Origin of the sequence: Ferrimonas pelagia (genome assembly GCF_039543565.1) — a bacterium.
In the GTDB taxonomy this organism is placed as follows: Bacteria; Pseudomonadota; Gammaproteobacteria; order Enterobacterales; family Shewanellaceae; genus Ferrimonas; species Ferrimonas pelagia.
In genome coordinates this window covers 63838-85799 of sequence record NZ_BAABJZ010000013.1, presented here as the reverse complement: position 1 = coordinate 85799, position 21962 = coordinate 63838, and the positions used below count along the sequence as shown (strand labels likewise).

At 57.1% G+C, this 21962-nt stretch carries 18 protein-coding genes; 10 read left to right on the top strand and 8 right to left on the bottom strand.

The features are described from left to right. Positions 1 to 793 precede the first annotated feature (793 nt). Genes ABEA08_RS05650 through hydF form a run of 7 tightly spaced genes read left to right on the top strand, consistent with a single transcriptional unit; the run spans position 794 to position 7394 of the window. On the top strand, positions 794 to 2029 hold the full coding sequence (locus tag ABEA08_RS05650) for a [FeFe] hydrogenase, group A (protein ID WP_345334153.1): 1236 nt from the start codon (positions 794 to 796) through the stop codon (positions 2027 to 2029). Positions 2030 to 2039: 10 nt separating this feature from the next. After that, on the top strand, positions 2040 to 2360 hold the full coding sequence (locus tag ABEA08_RS05645; protein ID WP_345334152.1) for an iron hydrogenase small subunit: 321 nt from the start codon (positions 2040 to 2042) through the stop codon (positions 2358 to 2360). A gap of 11 nt (positions 2361 to 2371) precedes the next feature. Beyond that, positions 2372 to 3046, top strand: a complete 675-nt coding sequence (locus tag ABEA08_RS05640) for a cytochrome b/b6 domain-containing protein (protein WP_345334151.1) — start codon at positions 2372 to 2374, stop codon at positions 3044 to 3046. A gap of 52 nt (positions 3047 to 3098) precedes the next feature. Next, a complete protein-coding gene (gene hydG, locus ABEA08_RS05635) occupies positions 3099 to 4550 on the top strand; it encodes a [FeFe] hydrogenase H-cluster radical SAM maturase HydG (RefSeq protein ID WP_345334150.1) in 1452 nt (483 codons plus the stop codon). Continuing rightward, positions 4534 to 5172, top strand: coding sequence for a hypothetical protein (locus tag ABEA08_RS05630; RefSeq protein ID WP_345334149.1), 639 nt, complete (start codon positions 4534 to 4536; stop codon positions 5170 to 5172). Before hydG ends, ABEA08_RS05630 begins: the two co-directional genes overlap by 17 nt. Further along, positions 5156 to 6181: a [FeFe] hydrogenase H-cluster radical SAM maturase HydE gene (hydE, locus tag ABEA08_RS05625; protein WP_345334147.1), complete on the top strand. Its 1026-nt coding sequence runs from the start codon at positions 5156 to 5158 to the stop codon at positions 6179 to 6181. The genes ABEA08_RS05630 and hydE overlap by 17 nt, the downstream gene beginning before the upstream one ends. After that, positions 6168 to 7394, top strand: coding sequence for a [FeFe] hydrogenase H-cluster maturation GTPase HydF (gene hydF, locus ABEA08_RS05620; RefSeq protein ID WP_345334145.1), 1227 nt, complete (start codon positions 6168 to 6170; stop codon positions 7392 to 7394). Before hydE ends, hydF begins: the two co-directional genes overlap by 14 nt. Before the next feature lie 86 nt (positions 7395 to 7480). Here hydF and ABEA08_RS05615 read toward each other — a convergent pair whose 3' ends face one another. After that, complete coding sequence (locus ABEA08_RS05615; protein ID WP_345334143.1) at positions 7481 to 8701, bottom strand: aromatic amino acid transport family protein; 1221 nt, start codon at positions 8699 to 8701, stop codon at positions 7481 to 7483. Positions 8702 to 9942: 1241 nt separating this feature from the next. Here ABEA08_RS05615 and ABEA08_RS05610 point away from each other — a divergent pair. Beyond that, positions 9943 to 10833, top strand: a complete 891-nt coding sequence (locus ABEA08_RS05610) for a tyrosine-type recombinase/integrase (protein WP_345334141.1) — start codon at positions 9943 to 9945, stop codon at positions 10831 to 10833. Continuing rightward, complete coding sequence (locus ABEA08_RS05605; RefSeq protein WP_345334139.1) at positions 10830 to 11903, top strand: IS91 family transposase; 1074 nt, start codon at positions 10830 to 10832, stop codon at positions 11901 to 11903. The genes ABEA08_RS05610 and ABEA08_RS05605 overlap by 4 nt, the downstream gene beginning before the upstream one ends. Positions 11904 to 12167: 264 nt before the next feature. Here the strand turns inward: ABEA08_RS05605 and ABEA08_RS05600 are convergent, their stop codons facing one another. The 7 genes from ABEA08_RS05600 to ABEA08_RS05570 all read right to left on the bottom strand — a co-directional run bounded on the left by ABEA08_RS05600 (position 12168) and on the right by ABEA08_RS05570 (position 21114). Continuing rightward, on the bottom strand, positions 12168 to 12680 hold the full coding sequence (locus ABEA08_RS05600; RefSeq protein WP_345334137.1) for a hypothetical protein: 513 nt from the start codon (positions 12678 to 12680) through the stop codon (positions 12168 to 12170). A 154-nt stretch (positions 12681 to 12834) separates the two neighbouring features. Beyond that, positions 12835 to 13338, bottom strand: coding sequence for a peptide deformylase (def, locus tag ABEA08_RS05595; protein WP_345334135.1), 504 nt, complete (start codon positions 13336 to 13338; stop codon positions 12835 to 12837). Positions 13339 to 14491: 1153 nt separating this feature from the next. Continuing rightward, positions 14492 to 15844, bottom strand: coding sequence for a coproporphyrinogen III oxidase family protein (locus tag ABEA08_RS05590; RefSeq protein ID WP_345334133.1), 1353 nt, complete (start codon positions 15842 to 15844; stop codon positions 14492 to 14494). Positions 15845 to 16396: 552 nt separating this feature from the next. Continuing rightward, positions 16397 to 17383, bottom strand: a complete 987-nt coding sequence (locus ABEA08_RS05585; protein WP_345334131.1) for a formate dehydrogenase subunit gamma — start codon at positions 17381 to 17383, stop codon at positions 16397 to 16399. A gap of 77 nt (positions 17384 to 17460) precedes the next feature. After that, positions 17461 to 18036: a formate dehydrogenase FDH3 subunit beta gene (gene fdh3B / locus ABEA08_RS05580; RefSeq protein WP_345334129.1), complete on the bottom strand. Its 576-nt coding sequence runs from the start codon at positions 18034 to 18036 to the stop codon at positions 17461 to 17463. Positions 18037 to 18052: 16 nt separating this feature from the next. Continuing rightward, positions 18053 to 20911 carry a formate dehydrogenase subunit alpha gene (locus ABEA08_RS05575; RefSeq protein WP_345334127.1) on the bottom strand — a complete coding sequence of 953 codons (2859 nt, stop codon included), beginning with the start codon at positions 20909 to 20911 and terminating at the stop codon, positions 18053 to 18055. Positions 20912 to 20925: 14 nt separating this feature from the next. Next, positions 20926 to 21114 carry a formate dehydrogenase gene (locus ABEA08_RS05570; protein WP_345334125.1) on the bottom strand — a complete coding sequence of 63 codons (189 nt, stop codon included), beginning with the start codon at positions 21112 to 21114 and terminating at the stop codon, positions 20926 to 20928. A 474-nt stretch (positions 21115 to 21588) separates the two neighbouring features. Between ABEA08_RS05570 and ABEA08_RS05565 the strand changes: the two genes are divergently transcribed. Beyond that, positions 21589 to 21906, top strand: a complete 318-nt coding sequence (locus tag ABEA08_RS05565; RefSeq protein ID WP_345334123.1) for a DUF1496 domain-containing protein — start codon at positions 21589 to 21591, stop codon at positions 21904 to 21906. Positions 21907 to 21962: the final 56 nt, after the last annotated feature.

Sequence of the window (21962 nt, the reverse complement as noted above, 5' to 3'; positions counted from 1 at the left end):
GACTTAAGTTGGGCAATTGATTTCATCGCAACTAACTGCCACCGGGCCCAGCAGTCAAAAGCCAAGCAGGCCAACAGTTTGGAGGCCGTTTGGGAGCACCTAAATGCTTAAGGTTCAGGCTATGAGCATAGGCTGACTGCAGGAGTTGGCCGCCAGCGCCACCTGACAGAAGCACTATCAATATGGCAGCCCCATCAAGGTGCCGAGCACTTAATAAAAAAACGACCTCCATGGGTCGTTTTTTTTGTCGCACCACAATGAAAGTTTACAAGTAACGGCACTCAGTGCGGCCCAAGAAAAATACACCTTAAGAAGTCGATTAAGCAACAGAGAATGCAATTACCGCAAACACACCTCCGCAACAATAACAAACCCCGCAAAAAAAGCGACAATAACATCTCATTAAACCCCAGCACCAAGGCGGCATTTAATGATTATTATGTGAGATAAATCGGTCGTTTTAATTATTATAAAAACAATCACCAAAAAGTAAAAAACGATAAGCAATCACCTCACAAAAAACTTTATCCTCATGGTGTTTGCAATCAAAAACAACACATTGTGTTAACTCACACTTTTCATAATTCAGGATGGGAATATCCTCAGGCAGGTTCGATCATTAATCATGCTTTCCGTAAAGGTTATCGGGAGCAAGAAGCTTTGGGATCCATACTAGTGTCCTACCTCGACGGCACAGACAGTTGTCATTCAATTACAACATTCTGTGCACAGTGGCTAAAGACTTCAGGATCCAGCTTCAGGTTCAGCAATGTGCCGAATAAAGGAATCGATAATGACAACGATGAACCACAGCAGCGGTGAGATCCGCGGGCTGTTTAAGATCAATGCCGATAAGTGCAAAGGCTGTGATGCCTGCAAGGCGTTCTGCCCCCCCAAAGGCATAGAAGGCGCATCTGGCGCCCCCCACCGTATCAACGAAGACAAATGCCTGTCCTGTGGTCAGTGCATGCTCAACTGTCCCTTTGACGCCATCGAAGAGACCCACAGCGCGATCAATCAGGTGATTGAAAAGCTGGCGGACCCCAAAACCACCGTAGTCGGGATCATCGCCCCGGCCGTGCGTGTCGCCATTGGCGAAGAGTTTGGCATGAAGCCAGGCTCTTTGGTCACCGGCGAGATGTACGGTGCCATGCACAAAGGGGGCTTCCGGGTATTTGACTGCAACTTCTCTGCCGATCTCACCATCATGGAAGAGGGCTCTGAGCTGATCCACCGCGTCCATGCCTCGGCCAAAGGCGAAGCGTTTGAGGGCAAACTGCCACAGTTTACCTCGTGCTGCCCAGCCTGGGTCCGCATGGTAGAAAACCAATATCCAGCCCTGATCCCACACCTGTCCACGGCCAAATCACCGCAGCAGATGTCCGGCACCGTGGCCAAGACCTACGGCACCGAGATCTACGACACCGATGCCAATGACATATTCACCGTCTCAGTGATGCCCTGTACCGCCAAAAAGATGGAAGCATCCCGCGAGGAGTTTAATGACGCCTGGGAGTGGAACATCGAAAATGGCAAGTCCAGCGGCGCATCCTATCAGGATGTAGACGTGGTGCTGACCACCAAGGAATTGGCCCAGCTGTTTAAGTTGCTGCAGATCGATCTCAGCCAGGTTGCTCCTGCCAAGGGCGACAGCCTGTTTGCCGATTACTCCGGCGCCGCCACCATCTTCGGCAACACCGGTGGGGTGATGGAAGCGGCGCTACGCACCGCCCACAAAGTGTTGACCGATGAGGAACTGGCCACCCTGGAATACACCCCGGTGCGCGGCCTCGAAGGGGTCAAAGAGGCCTCGGTGACCCTGTTCGACAAACACCTGAACCAGGAAATCACCCTCAACGTCGCCGTCGTCCACGATATGGCCAAGAACATCGCGCCCATCGTCAACGAGGTGCTGGCCGGTACCTCCAAGTACCACTTTATCGAAGTAATGAACTGCCCCGGAGGCTGCGTCAACGGTGCAGGCCAGCCGGTACGTGGTGAAGGCACATCCTGGATGAACCGCGCTTAAGGAGGCCGACATGAGCCAGAAAGACCATCAGTTTACCGAAAGTCCGTTTTTCCTGTCCCGCCGCAAGTTTATGGTTGTCGGTGCCGCCATCGTGGCCGCCATGGCGATCCCGGTGGGTTGGTTTACCACCCGTGTGGCCAAGCGCAATGAGTACATCAAGGCGCGGATCGCCGGGCTGTACCAGGACGACACCATCGCCACTAACCGCTTCAGCCACCACAACAAAGCGGTACAGCAATACTACCGCGAGTTTGGCGGCGAGCCGCTGGGTCACACCTCTCATAAGCTGCTGCACACCACCTATGTGGATCGCAGCAGCAAGATCTCATAAGGAGCCGAGTCATGAGTGATATGCGTCCGATCCTCAAACACCCGCTGTCGGTGCGAGTGTTCCACTATCTGTTGCTGCTGAGCTTCCTGCCGCTGGCCGTCACCGGTTTGATCCTATTCTTCAAGCCGCTGGCCGATGCTGGCATGCAGACCACCTACGACGTCCATATGGCCGCCGGTGCCATGATGGCCCTAGCCTGTGTCGGCTTTTTCCTGATGGCGTTCGACCGCGTGGTGCTGTTCGTGGCCCGTGCCTTCACCTTCGATAAGCGCGACATCGGATGGTTTAAGGTGCTGGGCGGCTACCCGCAGAAGTTCTTGCTGCGCAAGAAAGTGCCGGTACCACCGATGAACAAATACAACTCCGGTCAGAAGCTGTTCGGGATCTGCGTGATCATCGGCGGCACCGTCCTGGTGTTCTCCGGCCTGGTGCTGTGGCTGATCCCACACGCCGCACCCCGTGACACCGTTTGGCTGCTGGGCCAGTTGCACCTGTTCTGGGGCCTGCTGCTGACCGCCTTCCTGCCTATCCACCTGTTCTTGGCGGTGTACCGTTGGGATGACTTCAAGGCGATGATGGGCAATGGCTTGGTGCCCTACCACGACGCTGCCGAGTTCACCCCGCGCTTCGTCGAAGAAGAGATCGTTCCCACCGTCATCAAGGGCGACAAAGTCGTTTCTCAGTGATCCAGACCGGGTGCCCTGCGGGGCACCCGACTTTTGTACAAGGCCTACCGCTATGACCCACCATCACCATCCGATGATCCCATTGCGCGAGATCGATCCCAGCCAGAGCTTTATTGACGATGCAGCGATCTGGGCGCAACTGGATCAGATCACCAACCCCAGCCAGACCCAGGTGGAAGCCGTGCTGGAGAAGGGCCGTCAAGCCCAGGGGCTGAGCCTGGCCGACACCGCCGTACTGCTGCAAAACAGTGATCCCGCGTTGGATGAGCAGCTGTTTGCCGCTGCCCGCGAGATCAAAGACGCCATCTATGGCAACCGCATGGTGCTGTTCGCGCCGCTGTACGTCAGCAACCACTGCGCCAATGCCTGCGCCTACTGCGCCTTCAATGCCGATAACCATCAACTTAAGCGCAAGACCCTCAAGGCCGATGAGATCGACCAAGAGGTGTCCGTCTTGCTGAGCAAAGGCCACAAGCGCTTGCTGGCGGTCTATGGCGAGCATCCACGCAACAGCGCCGAACGCATCGTCGACAGCATCCGCACCATGTACGCGACCCGTCTCGCGGCCAAGGACGGGGAGGGGCACGCCATCCGTCGCATCAACGTCAACTGCGCCCCCATGGACACCGAGGATTTTCGCACCCTGAAAACCGCCCAGATCGGCACCTACCAGTGTTTCCAGGAAACCTACCACCGCGACACCTACGAACAGGTCCACACCAAAGGCAAAAAGAAAGACTACCTGTATCGCCTGTACGCCATGCACCGTGCCATGGAGGCGGGGATCGATGACGTCGGCATTGGCGCCCTGTTTGGTTTGTACGACCACAAATTTGAGCTGCTGGCCCTGCTGCAACACGCCCAGCAACTGGAGACCGACTACGGTGTCGGCCCCCACACCATCTCTTTCCCACGCATCGAGCCGGCGCAAGGCTCCGATCTGTCCGAGCAACCGCCCCACGCCATCGACGATCACACCTTCAAGAAGATCGTCGCCATCCTGCGTCTGGCGGTGCCCTATACCGGGCTGATCCTCAGTACCCGAGAGACCCCGGAGATCCGCCGCGAGCTGATCAATATGGGCGTCTCCCAGATCAGCGCGGCTTCGCGCACCTACCCCGGCGCCTATGCCGCCGCCGAGACCGAACGCGAGGATGAGCAACAATTCACCCTCGGGGATCATCGAGAGATCGATGAGGTGATCCACGATCTGGTGACTAACCTGGACAGCATCCCGTCGTTTTGCACCGGTTGCTATCGCAAGGGCCGCACCGGCGACCACTTTATGGGTCTGGCCAAGCAAAAATTCATCCGCACCTTCTGTCAGCCCAATGCCCTGATCACCTTCCGGGAGTACCTCAACGAGTTTGCCTCCGAGCGCACCCGCGAGGCGGGCAACGCGCTGATCGAAAAAGAGCTCGAAGCCATGACCCCGGCCCGCGCCAAAAACGTGCGCAAGTGCCTGGATAAAACCGATCAGGGGCAGCGTGATATCTACCTGTAACACCCCGCCGGGACTGGTGATCAGCCCAGATCTCGACAGCGACGCTCTGTGCATCAAGATCCGCCAGAGCCGACGGATCCTGATGCACGCCGTGCTCTACAGCAACTTTGCCCAGGGCCCGGTGCACGATGCGCTGCAGGACCGCCTGACCCAGCCGGGCTTTCAGCGCCTGACCATACTGGCGCTGGACTGGCCCCTGCCGGCCGGGATCGATCCCGCCTTTGGCCAGGTGTTACGCCAGGGCCTGGACGACGCCGCCCTGGCCGACCAGTTTGCCCGTTCGCGGGCCTGGCTGACGACGCTGGCCGCGCACCCCAAGGTGACGGTGCGTTGGCTGCAAACCCAGCCCTATCAGCCGCTGCTGTTGCTGGATGACTGGCTGTGGCTGGGCCAGTACGCCCACAGCGTCGTTCCCGCCGCCGCCGGAGTGTGGCAGCGCTGGGATCTGGCGGCGCTCGGCACCCAGGCCAGCACCCTGTGGCAGTTGGCCAAGGATCCCGATCCGGCCAGAATACTGGCCCCCTGGCCCAACGCGCTGCTGCGCCCGTTCAGTCAATGCCGCTTTGATCTGGCCCACAGCACCCCTTTTGAGCAAGGAGTCCAACATGACGCTGAGCCTTAACCCACCGCTGAGCCTGGATCGGATCCAGGCCTACCTCGGCGGTGAAGATGATGAGCGGCTATTTGCCGCCGCCAATGCCGCCACGCTGGCGCAGTTTGGCGACACCGTGTTTTTGCGCGGCATCATTGAATTCTCTAACCACTGCCGCAACAACTGCCATTATTGCGGCCTGCGCAGTGGCAACCGCGAGGTGTTGCGCTATCGTCTCGAACCGGACCACATTCTGGCTTGCGCCCAAACCATCGCCGATGCCGGCATTGGCACCGTAGTGCTGCAATCCGGTGACGACTGGCGCTATCGGGCCGACACCATCGCCGAGCTGATCACCACCATCAAGGCCCGCCACGATGTCGCCATCACCCTATCACTGGGCGATCGCAAACCCGAGGAGCTGCGCCTGTGGCGCGAGGCCGGCGCCGATCGCTACCTGTTGAAGATGGAAACCTTCGATCGGGAGCTGTTCGCTCAGGTGCGTCCAGACAGCGACTTTCAACAACGGCTCGATAACCTGCAGTGCCTAAAAGCGCTGGGCTACCAAGTAGGCTGCGGCGTGATCACCGGCCTGCCCGGCATGACCGACGCCATTCTGGCGCAGGATCTGCTCACCCTGACCGAGCTGGAGCTGGATATGCTGGCCTGCGGCCCCTACGTCATGCACCCACAAACCCCGATGGCCGGCTTGCCCGACGGCGATGTGCTGCAAAGCCTGCGGGTCACCGCCTTGCTGCGCCTAATGAATCCGGGCGCGCTGATCCCCGCCACCAGCGCCCTCAACGCCCTGCTGCCCAGCGCTCGCGACCGGGCCCTGCAGTGCGGCGCCAACGTGGTGATGCCCTCCTTTACGCCACAGCCGGTGTTTGCCAGCTACCAGATCTACCCAGGCAAAAACGACACCGAGGCCCTGATCGATCAGCGTCTCACCCACCTTACCGAAGAACTGTCCGCCATCGCCCGTCGCCCCGGCCACTGCCGTGGCGATACCAGGAGAAGCCACCATGTCCATCGCTAACCGTGCCCCTCGAGGCAGCCGCCACACCATCGCCCTGATCGGCCGTCGTAATGCCGGCAAATCCTCACTGCTGAATCTGCTGATCGGTCAACAGGTCACCATCGTCTCTGATCGTCCCGGCACCACCACCGATCCGGTGGCCAAGGGCTACGAACTGCTGCCGCTGGGGCCGGTGACTTTCTATGACACCGCTGGCCTGGATGACGAAGGGGAGTTGGGCCAACTGCGCGTTGCTGCCAGCCGCAAAGTCCTCTATCGCGCCGATATGGCCCTGGTGGTGGTGGATGATTCCGGCCTCACCGAATATGAACGACACTGGATGAGCGAGCTAAATCAGCTGAAGCTGCCGTTTTTGCTGGTGTTCAACAAGACAGATCTGGCGGGACCTAGTGCCGCCGATCGGGCCTACTGTGACGATCACAACATCCCCTACCAACTGGCCAGCTGCACGCAGAACGAGGGTGGCGATGCCATCAAGCTAGCGCTGTACGAACTGGCCCCGGCGGAGCTCAAGTGCACTCCGCCCTTGCTGGGGGATCTCTACGGTCCTGGCGATCACCTGTTGTGCGTGGTGCCCATCGACATGGCCGCACCGGTGGGACGGCTGATCCTGCCCCAGGTCCAGGTGCTGCGCGAAGCGCTGGATCGTGGCGCCCTGGCCACCGTGGTCAAAGAGAGTGAGCTCAAGCAAGCCCTGGCGATGATGACTACACCGCCGGCGCTGGTGGTGGCGGACTCCCAAGTGATCGACGAAGTCGACCGCTTGGTACCGGGCCACATCCCGTTAACCACCTACTCCACCGCCTTCGCCCGCTTCAAAGGGGATCTGCCCATCATGATAGAGGGTGCTGAGGCGTTGGACAGCCTGGCTCACGGGGATCGGATCCTGATCGCCGAGGCGTGCAATCATCACGCCCAGGATGACGACATCGGCCGGGTCAAGCTGCCGCGCTGGATCCGTCGCTACAGCGGCAAGGAGCTGAACTTCGACGTCGTCGCTGGCCACGACTTCCCAGACGATCTGGAGCAGTACAAGCTGGTGGTGCACTGCGGCGCCTGCATGCAAAACCGTAATGAAGTGATGCGTCGGCTGCGGGAATGTCAGCGACGCGGCGTGCCCATCACCAATTACGGGGTGGCGATCTCCAAGCTGCAAGGCGTGCTCGACCGCATCGCCCAGCCCTTTGCCCCTAAGCCGGGCAAAGCAGCCTAAGGCGATCCTCTAAAAACAGGGGCCCGCAATGACGGGCCCCCATTTTTTATCGCTCTCAGCGCAAAGCTTTACCCCGTCGAGTCCGATTACAGCGCGGTCACCAACTGCGCAGCGATCACCCCCAATGCCGCCGCCGTGATCAGCGCCAAAGCCGGTGTGCCGCCGCGCACCTGGTAACCTGCCACGCCCTGCGTGCGCAGCTTGCGCGCCATCAGCACCGGCAGGATCACCATATACACCATCAGCGGGATCGCCGCGAAGCCGAGAATGGCGACAAAGCCTTGCGGGTAGAAGATCGCCAAGCCCAGCGGCAGCAGGAAGGTCAGCAGCCAAGTTTGGCCCCGCCCCGCAGCGCTGTCATTGCGACGGGACAGCTCCGCCAGATAATCGAACAGACTCAGGGTCACACCGAGAAACGACGTCAGCAGCGCCAGATCGGCAAACGCGGTCAGCGCCGTTCCCAGCCAGCTTTGGCCGGAACGCTCTGACAGCGACACCACCAGATTCGCCAGCGCATCGCCCTGCGCCAAGGCCAACTGCTCCGCCGGTGACAACACACCCAAGGTCGCCAGCAACCACAGGCTGTAGCACAGCAGCGGCAGCGCCGAGCCGATCAGCAAGGCGCGACGCAGGCTGATCACATCCCCCTGCAGATAACGCACCAGCGAGGGGATACAGACATGGAAGCCAAAGGAAGTGATGATCACCGGGATAGCGGCGATCAGCGCCCCCTGCCCCTGCACGGCCTCAGTGGCGTCCGCCAGCAGGTTCAGCGCACTGGTGTCCGGCAGCAACACCACCAATACCGCCAACAAAGCCAGTAGTTTAGCGCTGAACAGCAAACGGATCATCCGGTCGATATAACCCATGCCCAGCGCGACCACAGCGCCGAGCGTCAAGGCAAACAGCAGCGCAGCGCTGCCATGGGACAATGCCAGCCAGTCGCCGAGCTTCAGCATCAGCAGCGAAGCACCGCCAGACAGATATGCGGCGGTCAGCGAGTAGAGCAGCGCCAGGTTGGCTAGGGCACCGACCCATTGCCCGGCTCGGCCCAGCACATGGCCGGTCATGGTATGCAGATTGGCGTGGGTATCGAGTTGCGCCCCCACTTTCAGGTTCACCTCCAGCATCAGCAGGGCGCTGTAGCCGGACAGGGCCCAAAGGCCGACCATCAGCGCCAGTGCAGGCCAGAAGCCGATGGCAGCGGTGGCAATGGGCAACGCCAACATGCCTGCGCCGATGGCCGTCCCGGCCACAATCAGCGTCGCACCAAGGCTCTTGGAGTTGAAATAGGAATTTGAATTCATAGTCTTAAGTCGTCTGTCTGATTAACAATAGAGTAACGAACGACGTCAGAAAGGGAAGGAGAACCAGAGGGGAGAGAGTTGGTTGCGCGTCCGGACCACACCGCCTGCCAATCGATCCCGACCTGAGTCGGTTCAATTAGCCCTAACGGCAAAGTGATGGGGATGATCGTTAGATCAGCACGCTCAACTTCACCATTAGGGCTGGCAAAATCGAGCGCTAAATCGAATAGCGCAGCGATGCATGTGTGTTCTCTCTTTTGGATGCCCTTTTACCGTAAGCCTTGCGCGGCGGGCCGTAAAGCGACGGCGGTCATGCTTTTGAATTGTGCTCGGCCGCACGGGCTGGGGATCTGTGCTGACACACGGCTTTTGTGTTGGCGACTGCATCGCGGGCCTTCGGCTGAGTATTTCTGTGTTGACGGCTGCGTCGTGCTGGCTTCATCTGTGAACCAAAGTTGATTTGCCGGGAGCGGCCCGGCGGCCGATTCTCGTCAACGTTAGCGGCTTCGCCCTCTGGACTCCCTTTGTCTCCCTGCGTCGCTTCGCTCCTCGAAGTCGACGAAGATAAAAAGCGGCGTTGCTGGTGAATTTTGCGGGCCTTCGCCCGGCTTGCTCTTCGCTTACGTCGTTCTCGGGCCGACACGCTTGCCACTCTTTTTAAAATCAGCGTCATCGTTCAAAAGCGAAGCCGACCAGTCGTCTTCACGATGACTCCGCCAAGCTCCCGGTCGGCCCTCTCCCAACGACACTCAGCGCCGGTCTTGGGAGGCAGCTGCCGCCCCGATCCGGCCGTTCAAAACTCAGTTGTAACGCCCTGTTAAGGGTGAGCAACGCAATACCAAAGCCGCCGCGTACCACCTTAAACACTTAAACCAACGCATAGTGAAAATGCCACGCGTTGCGAATCCCTCTTGAACAGTNTTTTTAGTGTTAATCCAGTCATGAACTAGACTGTAGATCATACTGGATAAACATCCAGATTAAGTTATTTATCTAACTGAATTCTTTGTGTTTAAAGCTTCCCCGGGCTTGCCCGGCAAGTACAACGCCAAGCTAAGCTGTGAGTGAACGTGTGTCATGTTTGAGCGAAGCGAGTTCGGCACGCGTTTACGAATCAGACTTAAGCGCCTTGTTGAACGAAGCCGCTGCGCGGCAAAAGAGCTCCGAGCAAGTGCTTCCTTGCTGATCAAATACTGACTAGTCGCACCCAACTCCGGGGTTGCATTGCTAGGAGTATTTGTATGAACCCGTCCGAACAACAACGCTTCGATCGTCTATATAAACAGCATCTTACCAACCTGACGCTGCAAGGCAAACGACCTGCCACCATCGACGCCTATAGCCGTGCCGTGCGCCGGATCGCCGCGTTCTTTGATGCTTGCCCCGATCACTTAACTACGGCTGAACTCAAGCGCTATTTTGCGGCGCTGATCCAGTCTCACTCCTGGAGTACGGTCAAAATCGACCGCAACGGTCTGCAGTTCTTTTACCGCTATGTGCTGCAAAAACAATGGCAGTGGCTCGACATCGTCAAACCGCCTCAGCTCAAACGTTTACCGGATATCCTCACCCCGACTGAAGTCTCCATTGTGATCAGTTTGACCCACCAGGTGCGCTATCAGATCTGCTTTCTAACCCTGTACAGCATGGGGCTTCGACTCGGTGAAGCCTTGTCGTTACAGGTCGGGGATATCGATGCGCAGTTGATGCAGGTGCACATTCGCGACGCCAAGGGCGGCAAAGATCGTCTGGTGCCACTGCCCTCGCGCACCTTATTGGCGCTGCGTCGCTACTGGCAAAGCCATCGCCATCCCCGCTTACTGTTCCCCGGCAAAACCTGTCAGCCCAACGTCCCAATGGATCGCGGCGGCGTGCAGAAGGCGTTAAAAAGGGTCGTCACAGAGTGTCATATCCACAAATCCGTCAGCCCCCACTCGCTGCGCCACAGTTACGCGACCCATTTACTTGAGCGCGGGTTAGATCTGCGCTCAGTCCAGCAGTTACTCGGCCACCACAGCCTCAACACCACTGCGCGCTATACCCAACTAACCCAGATCACCCGCAAACGCAGCATCGATACGATTAATCAGATCACCGATCACCTCGTGCTGGAGTGGGAGTTGGGCTTATGAGTCTGGTCGAGCTCTTACGACGTCACCATGACGCTTTTCTGCAACGCTATCAGGCGAAACTTACCCCGGCGATCCGCCAAGCCATGGAAGCCATGCTGCGTTGCCGGGTGGATAGCGAACGCTGCAGTCACTGGGGCTGCCAAGGGTGCGCACAGCAAGCTGAGTTTCCCCTGTCTTGTGGCCATCGCAGTTGCCCGCAATGCCAGCACAATACGACTCAGGATTGGTTGCACCGACAGGAGCAAAAATTGCTGCCGGTTGACTACTTTATGGTGACCTTTACCGTCCCCTTTGAACTGCGGACTTTAGCCCAGGCACAACCAGAAGCCGTGTACCAAGCGATGTTTACCGTGGCAGCGGATACGCTGAGATCGTTTGCGGCCCGATCCGCTCAACTGGGAGGCGAGATCGGCCTCACCGGCGTCCTTCATACCCACAGTCGTCGGCGGGACTACCATCCGCATATTCACTTTATGATCCCCGCAGGCAGTCTGGTGGCCAATCAGCAGTGGCGTAAACTGCGGGGCGACTATCTGTTCAACGCTTTTAATCTCGCCAAGGTGTGGCGAGCGCGCCTGCTGGCCGAATTGGACAGACGACTCGGCATCCAAGCACCGTCCATCCTGCCCCGCAAATGGGTGGTGGACTGCCGCCGCGTGGGCCGCGGTTTACCCGCGTTGCAGTACCTGTCTCGATACCTGTATCGGGGCGTGTTACCGGATCAGCAGATCGTCAGTGTACATGACGGACAGGTGACGTTTCGCTACCAAGACAGTCGAAGCGGCGAGGAGAAGCTACGGACATTGGCAGCGGTCGAGTTTTTGTGGCTGATCTTGCAGCATGTCCTGCCCAAAGGGCTGCGGCGGGTGCGCGATTATGGCTTGCTGAGTGGTGGTTGCCGGCAACGATTGCGGCAGATCCAACTGATGCTGGCTGTTGCGGGCTCGGTGCTTCCACCACCGCTCAAACCCAAGCGGACGGTAGCCGTGCGCGCTTGCCCAAGCTGCCATCAACCCATGCAATTTCTCGGCGTTCGTCGGCGCAAACGGCCGGCAACGGTCACCGCATAGCGCGCTGACCCAATAAGGATAATGGTTTATCCAAACCGGAGGGGTTGCTTATAAGCCAAAATAAACAGTCAGTTATCTTATATTGGTGGCAGGCCAAGGGATGACTGTGCTCAAATTAATTTGAGCAGTACTTCCAATCTTACAAGCGGTGTAAATCCAATGCCGCTATTTCCTATATAAAGTACTCCACCTTGACGGTTCCGGGCTTGTTCAACACCCGGATAAGGCCGCGGCTACGCGCGGTCTATCCTTATTTGTTAGTTGCTAGCCCATTTGTACACCAGGTATTGGTGAGAAAGGCTCTGTTTTTATACTAATTATCTTACTAATGCTCTCTTGGATATCAGTGTCATCAGATACTGAATTAAACCAGTTTTCGACACTCTGACAAATTTCCTCACAGAAAGAGGCAACATTAAGTGTTAATACACTATTAATCTTAATCCGATGCATTCCCATGGTTGTGAACTCAAATTTGGAGATTATTTCTTGTGCTCTTTGATCGGTGATATTGTCAGTACCTTGATGAAGCAAAGAGCAGCGTAATGCCCAGCAATCCGTAGCGGTAAGAAAGACCACTTCATTACCCATTATGTTCGCCTTATTGACTTCCGCTAAGTTTGCATCAAACCACTTTTTGTATCTCTGTCCTGCAAATTCAATTTCAGGATAAGCAAGCTTTCCACATATATCTGGCATCGTTAATGCCAAAAACAATGCTCCGTACCAATTTTTTGACTCAATATTTTTTCTAACAGCTGAAGTAAACCTATCCATTTCCACTCCTTGCAACNTCCAATCTTACAAGCGGTGTAAATCCAATGCCGCTATTTCCTATATAAAGTACTCCACCTTGACGGTTCCGGGCTTGTTCAACACCCGGATAAGGCCGCGGCTACGCGCGGTCTATCCTTATTTGTTATGAGCGGGGTTAAGAATGCGCTTTGACGTACTTTTTGACTTTTTTCATAGCCATTTGACGCTTAAGTGGTGAAAGATAGTCGATAAACAAGTTACCCGATAAATGATCTATTTCGTGCTGCATTACGATGGCTAGAAACTCATCACTTTCGATGGTAATTGGCTTACCTTCGCGATCTAAAGCAGACACAACAACTGAAGTAAAACGCTCTACATCTGCATAGTAATCAGGAACTGATAAACAACCTTCTTGACCCATTGCTTTATCCGAGCCACTAATCACTTCTGGGTTAACCAAAATTAGCGGCTCATCTCGACTTTCTGAAAGGTCGATAACAACAACTGCCTCTTTTCGACCAACTTGAGTCGACGCCAAACCGATACCATCGTCAGTCGCATATAGCGTTTCCAACATATCGTCTATTAACGTTTGTACCATCGTAATATCTTGCACCTTTTCCGCTTTGACCTTAAGCCTTGGATCCGGCGCAGTCAGAATTTCTAAAACTGCCATATTTTCCTTCTAATTCTTGGAAGCCCATAACAGTGGTGCTATCGCGCCTGTTGGCGCCTTTATGGTCGCATTAACACCGGCAAAAGTGAGACCACGCTAACAAGTGCTCCCCATTCAATCAATCCCTTAGGTGCCGTTCTAGACTGCCCTTTGGGTGAAACATAGAATCCGTCCGGTGAAAGTGCGCCAGAGCTCGCGAATGACCGCTTTTAGCGCCAAAGCGGCTATTAAGGTAAGTGGGGGCAGAGTTAGCTATCTCCCATCTCACCCACCTCACCCCGCGCGGAGTGCAGTGAGGTAGTGGCCGACCGGGAGCTTGGCGGAGCCCTTTTCGAAAGCGGCTGGCCGCTTTTGCTTTGGGAAAAGGGCGACTCCAAGCGTGTCGGCTGCGGACGAACGGTAACGAAGCTAAGGCACGCCAAAATCCGGGCCACGCGGCTTTGCCCTGCCGACTTCGAGGAGCGCAGCGACGAAGGGAGGCAAACGGGGTTGTTAGGGGACGAAGTCCCTGCCCTTTCGATAGATCAGGCCGTCGCCAGCGCGACAAGAGGACTGTAGTACAACTCCGAACCCAGCACGGCGCAGCCGACAACACCGAAGCCGAAATCAGCGACAACACCAACCGAAAATCCCCTAACGAAGTCAGAGTTAACTATCTCCCATCTCACCCGAGCTCACCCCGTGCGGAGTGCGGTGAGGTAGTGGCCGACCGGGAGCTTGGTGGAGTCATTTTCGAAAGCGGCTGGCCGCTTTTGCTGTTGGAAAATGGCGACTCCAAGCGTGTCGGCTGCGGACGAACGGTAACGAAGCTAAGGCACGCCAAAACCCAGTGCCACACGGCTTTGCTCTGCCGACTTCGAGGAGCGCAGCGACGAAGGGAGGCAAAGGGGGTTGCTAGGGGGCGAAGCCCCATGGCCTGCCGTCGCCAGCGCGACAAGAGGACTGGAGTACAACTCCGGAACCAGCACGGCGCAGCCGACAACACCCAAACCACCCCAACAACGAAGCCGCAGCCGGAACCTGCACGGCGCAGCCGACAACACCATCGGAAAATACACCCCGGCGTAGCCGGAAGTCCCCAAACTAAGGCCTGCACAAACAAAAAAGGCACCGCCGAAGCAGTGCCTTTAGGTGTACGCAGGACAAGAAGAACTTACATGTCGTTGGCTTTGAGCGGACGACGCAACTCAGCGCGGACGTTATCCATGCCAGTGTAGAAGTTCTTCATCATCAACAAGCCCATCATCAAACCGTTCGGCGTGGCCTGCAGCTTGTCGGCGTCATTGGCGTCTTTTTCCAAACCGCCGATCCCATGCATAAAGGCCATCTCTTTGGCCAGGCCGGTGTACAAACCGCTGCCGAACTGCTCCTTGAAGTAGTTCTTGGACAGACGGCCGCCGAACACCTGCAGCAGGAAGCGGTACTGCATCACGGCTTTCTTGCTGTAATGCTTGGATGACTCAACGCCCATCTGGCCATTGGCGATCTTCTCGTTGTAGCGACGCAGCGAGAAGCTGTTCACGTACAGGTTGTCGTGAATAAAGCTGAAGCTGCCTGAGCCCAAGCCCAGGTAATCGTCGGCGTTGACCACGTACTCGTCGAAGCCCTCTTCGTTCGACTTGCCGAAGGACCAAGCGGTTAGCTGCTCGTACTGGCCGCGCAGGCTGTTGAGGATCAAGGCGTAGTCCTTGCGGATATCTTGATCCATATTGGCCAGGTTGGCTTTCGCGCCGATCTTACTCGCCGCGTGACGCTTGGTCAGATCCGACACCATCAGCGGGTAGGTGGTGATCTGGCGTGGATCCAGCTTTTTCAGCGTGGCCATATCCTGCGCCAACACCTCTGGGGTCTGGCCTTCGAAACCGAAGATCATGTCGACGTTGAGGATCGGGAAGTTTTCTTTGGCACGCGCCAGCTTATCGAACACCACTTCCGGCTCACCGAACTTACCGAGGCGATCGGTACGGGCCAGGATATCGCGATCGAAGCTCTGCACGCCCACCGACAGACGATCGACCAAGCCATGCAGTTGGGTGAACTCCATCGAGGTCAGGTGCAACGGATCGGACTCACAGGAGACCTGCTTGATCGCCGGGAACAGGGTCTTGGCCAGCTCAATGGTCTTGGCCAATTCATCCACCAGCACCGTGGTGGTGCCACCGCCGATGTACAACTCCTCAAAGTCATAGCCCAACGCCTTGGCCATGTGCATCTCTTGGCGCAGCGAGGCGAAATAGGCACGGGCCTTGTCTTCCTTAAACAGGAAACGGTGGAAGGTACAGAAGGAGCACAGGGTGTGGCAGAACGGGATGTGCATGTACAGGGTGTACTTGCGACCCGGCAGCGGCGCGGGCACCGCCTCACAGGCACGGGTGTCCATCTTAAGATGGCGCTTGGTGTAATACTGCATCAGGTTTTCCATACCGCCGAGCATCCACTTCGGGGTGGTGATCTGGGCAGCCTTATTGATGGCAGCATTATTGAGCGCGCGTTCTGCAAGTGACATAGCCGTTTCCCGTCGAAATTGAACCGAAAGCTCCTTAACCTGTAAATTGTCGAAGTTACAATTGAGGATTGCAAATAGCGCAATGCCATGTCAGGGAGCGGCCTTCAGCATAAGGGCTAGTTCGGATCGAGACATCCAGACCATGTCCAGTTTGTGAGCAATAACCTCAGCTATTTTCTAAAATGCGATCCAAAGCAAAGCAAGTTATTAACGTCTCCGGCTTTTTTGCCTCGAACGGGCCGTTTGGTCCCGCTCTCTCCCCTTCCCGCCGCAGCAACGAAAACGCCCCTCTGAACTCAGTTTTAATTCAGAGACATAGCGCGCAAACACGTTCGATCATGGGGTCGCCTGGTGCAACAAAGGAGCGACACCGCCTGCGCGCAACACGGAGACCAAAGCGCTCTCAGGGAGCCCCCTTGGCGTGGAATGCACACTTCCGAGGCGCTAAACGCCAGACAAGAAAAAGCCCCCGCCCGTTGCAATAACGGAGCGGGGGCTTGCGATGGAGCAGTCCATGCTCAGCGCCAGGCTTATGCCTGGCACCGAACAAGCTTACTTATCCATATACTTGAGTTCGCCGTTGGCTTTGATCTCATCAAACCACAGATCGTGGTGCTGGATCGCCCAGTTCTCATCACAGTAACCGGACACCATGCAGTCCACGCCACCTTCACTCATGACGGTCGCCATGAAGATGTGCACGATGGAGAAGGCACACAGCACAATGGCGGCCAGACCGTGGGCGATCAGCGCCAGCATGCTCAGGCTGCGGCTTGGCTCAACCAGGTTCGGGAACAGCAGGATCACCCCGGAGACGGAGATCACCAGACCGAACAGCACGAAGGCCCAGAAGAACAACTTCTCACCGGCGTTGGCAAAGCCCGCGTGCGGGTGCTTGCCTTTGAACGGGCCGAAGTTGATGTAGCCACCGACCACCATAAACCAGTCAATGTCGTACTTGGCTGGGATCTGGTTCTTGGCCCACTTGATGGAGATGATGATCCAACCCAGCATGAACGGGATGGCCATGTAGTCGTGCACCAGCTTGGAAACACCGGCCATGCCAGCGAAAGCGGAGGTGCCGAAAACAGGCTCGATCAGGAACTTACCGGACAGCAGCACCAGACCAGTCAGGATCAGCAGCAAACAGGGCACCGCCGCCAACCAGTGCAGGAACACATCGGTCTTAGACCAACGAAACACCATCTTGCCGGAGAAACCATTCGACAGCTTGGAGATCCCGTTGATGGCGATAAACGCGATAAATACCGCGATCATGCCAAACAACGCAGCGAACATGCCGTAGGACAACCAGTTGTTGCGCAAGTCCAGCAGGCCCAGATCATAGCTGTTGATCAGCTGTGGGTGGTGCTCGCTCAGGGAAGTGGTACGGCCTTCGGCGCCCTGTTGGATCGCCTGCCACACCACGTCGGCTTCGTTACCGGCCTGCGGGGCAATTTCACCACCGTTGGCCAGGGCGAAGCCCGAAAACAGCATAACCGCTAACAGAGCCAGCGGTTTAAGTGCGTTAGAGAACATAGTGACTCCTTAACAAGCGGGTGGCCGAAACCACCCGCTAGGCAGCCATCATTGAGGCCGACTGACCTCAGTGATGCTTACTTTTCCCAGCCAGCGTTCTGGTGACCACGGGAAACCACACGCTCGCGGTAGATGTCGGACACCATGCCCGCATCACCGGCCAGCAGGGCCTTGGTGGAACACAGTTCCGCACACATTGGCAGCTTGCCTTCAGCGATACGGTTGGCACCGTACTGCTTCTTCTCTTCGGCAGAGCCCGCTTCGGTGTTTGGACCACCGGCACAGAAGGTACATTTGTCCATCTTGCCTTTGCCGCCAAATACAGACTTTTTAGGGAACTGTGGGGCGCCAAATGGGCAAGCGTACAAGCAGTAACCACAACCGATGCAACGCTCTTTGTCGTGCAGCACGATGCCGTCTTCGGTCTTGCTGAAGACATTGGCCGGGCACACTTTCATACAAGGCGCATCGTCACAGTGCATGCACGCAACGGAGATGGACGCTTCGCCTGGCTGGCCATCATTGATGGTCACAACGCGACGACGCTGAATGCCCCATTCCAGGGCTTCGCTGTTTTCGTTCTTACAAGCAACCGTACAACCGTTACATTCGATGCAGCGCTTGGTGTCGCACATAAATTTCATGGTAGCCATGAGTTATCTCCTCGCCTTACGCTTTTTCGATCTGACACAGGGACGCTTTGGTCTCCTGCATCTGGGCTACTGGGTCATAGCCGTAGGTCAGTGCGGTGTTGGCGGATTCGCCCACCACGTACGGCTTGGTGCTAACACCGCCGGACTCTGGGTACTGCAACGCTTCACCGTGCATCACACCGGCAAAGTGGTATGGCATCCAGGTGGTGCCAGGCAGAACGCGTGGGGTAATCAGCGCTTTGATCTTGATGCGGCCACCTTCGGCGCCTTCCAACCAAACGTCGTCACCGTCACGCAGACCGCGATCGGCAGCATCGGCAGGGTTGATCTCAACGAACATCTCCTGCTGCAGCTCAGCCAACCATGGGCAAGAGCGCGACTCTTCACCGCCCCCTTCGTACTCAACCAGACGGCCGGACGTGGCGATCAGTGGGTACTTCTTGTCCAGGTTGTCCGCGATCACGCGATCTTGGATGGTCTTGAACAGGGTCGGCAGACGGGATACCTGCATGTCCTCGTGAGTCGGGTACTTGGCGATCAAGTCACGACGCGGGGTGTACAGGGCTTCACGGTGAGTCGGGATCTCATCCGGGAAGGTCCATACACGACAACGCGCTTTGGCGTTACCGAATGGCACCATGTTGTGGGCCAGGGCCACACGCACGATACCGCCACCCAGATCGGTGGACCAGCTACGGCCTTCGGCCGCCACTTTCTCTTCCGCAGTCAGCTCATCCCACCAGCCCAGCTGCTTGAGCAGCTCGGAATCAAACTGTGGGTAACCGTCCTGGATCTCCGCATCTTTCGAGGCAGAGCTGTCCGCCAGGATGCTTTCGCCTTCGAACTCAACACCAAAGCGAGCACGGAAGTTACCGCCACCCTGGTTTACGTTGAGGTCGGTGCGGTACAGGATGTGAGTGCCTGGGTGCTTCTGCTCAGGGGTACCCCAGCAAGGCCAAGGCAGACCGTAGGTTTCGCCTTTGTTGACGCCACCTGGTGCTTGCAGATCTTCGCGGGAGAAATCGCCCCAGTTCATGGTGTGGGCCTTGATACGCTCAGGGCTCCAACCGGTGTAACCGACAGAGCGCATACCGATGGTGTACTCGCGCATCACGTCGTCAGCATCCGGCAGGTTGTTCTCTACCTTGATGTTCTTGGTGTACGCGTCGGCGATACCAATGCGCTTAGCCAGACGGTACATGATCTCCATGTCGTTCTTGGACTCGAACATTGGCTCAACCACCTGTTGACGCCACTGAGCGGAACGACCGGAGTTGTTCAGCGAGCCTTCACACTCAAACTGAGTCGCGGCAGGCAGCAGGTAAACGCCATCGGTACGGCGGTGCATCACACCGGCCATGGTTGGGTACGGATCCACAACCACGATGGTTTCCAGCTTATCCAGACCGTCACGAACTTCCATCTGACGGGTCTGGGTGTTCACAGACTGACCCCAGAAGAACGCCAGACGCAGGTGATCTTTCTGCGCCAGCTTGGCTTTGTCTTCCAGAACACCGTCATGCCAGCGCGAGCAAGGCATGCCCGGGGTGGTCATTGGATCCATGCCCAGGTAAGCGGTCTGGTCGAAGTTGGCTTTGACCTGCTCGAACGGCAGATCCCACACGCGGGACCAGTGCTGCCACGCGCCGGTGGTCAGGCCGTAGTAACCTGGCAGGTTGTCGAACAGCAGGCCCATATCGGTGGCGCCCTGAACGTTGTCGTGGCCACGGAAGATGTTGGTACCGCCGCCTGGAACACCCATGTTGCCCAGAACCAGCTGCAGGATGGAGTAGATCCGGGTGTTACCGTTACCGACGGTGTGCTGGGTACCACCCATACACCAGATCACGGTACCAGGACGGTGCTCGGCCATGTGCTTAGCAGCCGCGTAAACCGCATCGCGGGACACGCCGGTGACGTCTTCCACTTCTTCCGGAGTCCAGCGCTTCACCTCTTCGCGGATCTTATCCATGCCCCAGGCACGTTGATCCATGAAGTTTTTGTCTTCCCAACCGTTCTCGAAGATATGCCACATCAGGCCATACACCAACGGGATATCGGTACCTGGACGCAATGGCAGGTGGATATCGGCGTGCGCCGCTGTACGGGAGAAACGTGGATCCGCAACAGTAATAGTGGCACCGCGCTCTTTTGCAGTCAGGATATGCTGCATAGAAACCGGGTGCGCCTCTGCCGGGTTAGACCCGATCAGGAAGATGTTTTTGGCGTTGCGAATGTCGTTAAACGAGTTGCTCTGCGCGCCGTAACCCCAGGTGTTGGCTACGCCAGCTACGGAGGTGGAGTGACAGATCCGCGCGGAGTGATCGACGTTGTTGGTGCCCCACAGTGCCGCAAATTTGCGGTACATGTAGGCGCCTTCGTTGGAGAACTTGGCAGAGCCCATGAAGTACACGGAGTCTGGACCGGAGGTCTGTTTGATCTCCAGCATCTTGTCGCCGATCTCAGAGATGGCTTGTTCCCAAGACAGCTTCTTCCACTTACCGCCTTCCAGCTTCATCGGGTATTTTACCCGCTTGTTGGAGTGGGTGTGGTAGCGCAGGCCCGCACCTTTGGCACAGTGGCCACCGGCATTGAACGGGTGATCGAACGCAGGCTCCTGGCCGGTCCACACGCCGCCTTGTACTTCGGCGTAGATACCACAGCCTACCGCACAGGCAGAGCAGATGGTGCGCTTGATCTCAACCGGCTGACTGGTATCGGTCATCGCCGCTTCGGCTTTCTTGATCATGCCGTTGCCCAGCATGGACGCCGCAGCGATACCACCTGTAGTGACACCGGCGTTCTTCAGGAACTGGCGGCGGTTCAGGCCGAGTGCGCCTGCTTTTACTTCAGTCGACTTTTTAGTCAGTTTCATGACGGTCTCCTGCCTTATTCGCCGCGCAGCGACGCGTAGTAACGGCGCACGTGGTCAGTTTCACGGTAACCCTGCTTGCCCTTCGCTTCAGCAGCGTCAGAGGCAACAGCAGGAGCGGCAGCCACGGCAACACCGGCGACCGGTGCTACTGCCAGTGCCTTGAGCAGCCCGCGGCGCTCCAGGTTGGTCTTAGTGGTTTTCATCTCATCTCCTCATGATGGGCCGCACAACCGGCCCGATGCAGAGCAATACTCGGGATTTCCGAACCCTGTGGGTTGGAATAATTACCCATTGCTCAATGCCATAAATTGAGTATTTGGCTGCACGCATTCTCCACAACGCCAGCGGTGAAAATGTGATGCAGATCGGCCATTGAATGGCATTACATGCAGGATCGATGGGAAATTTGACATAGATCAGGCCAGGTTATCAGCCGGTTACCAGCCAGGTTGCCAACCTGTGCGAACCATGTTTGCGAAATGAGCGGCCTGCCCCTTTTTGCCGTGAGCCAATCCACGCATTTCGCCTGAATATGACTCAACCAACAGCGTGCACCGCAAGCAAAGGAAGACCGCTGAACCCTGAGGGATCACAACGGCAAGCATCACGGAAACCACAGCGCGAGCCTGCGTTTTTTATGACAAAATGTCGCAAACACGGATTGGAGATCTCTTTTGATGAAAATGGTTCTTATTGCATTTCTATGCAGTCTGCCCGCGTTCACGGCGCAGGCGAACGGCGCCCCCGTCCAACTGCCGAGCCAACCCATCGAGGGGATCAAACGTCCTCGTCCGGCCGTCGTGATCGACGGCGCCCAATGGCATCGAGCCTGTTGGTACGACAACAAGCAATATTCGGAGGGTGCACCACTGGAGATCGCCGGCCGACTGTTGATCTGCGGCGCCAAGAATGAACGGGAGAGCAATGGTCCCTTGATCTGGCTCAGCGCAGAACAACTGACCGAACGAGAAAAACCCCGCGTTCGAGTCCACTGAGCGGCCAAGCATTGAGCCCAAATAAAGACCGAAAAACCACGCTGCCCTCGCGGTCA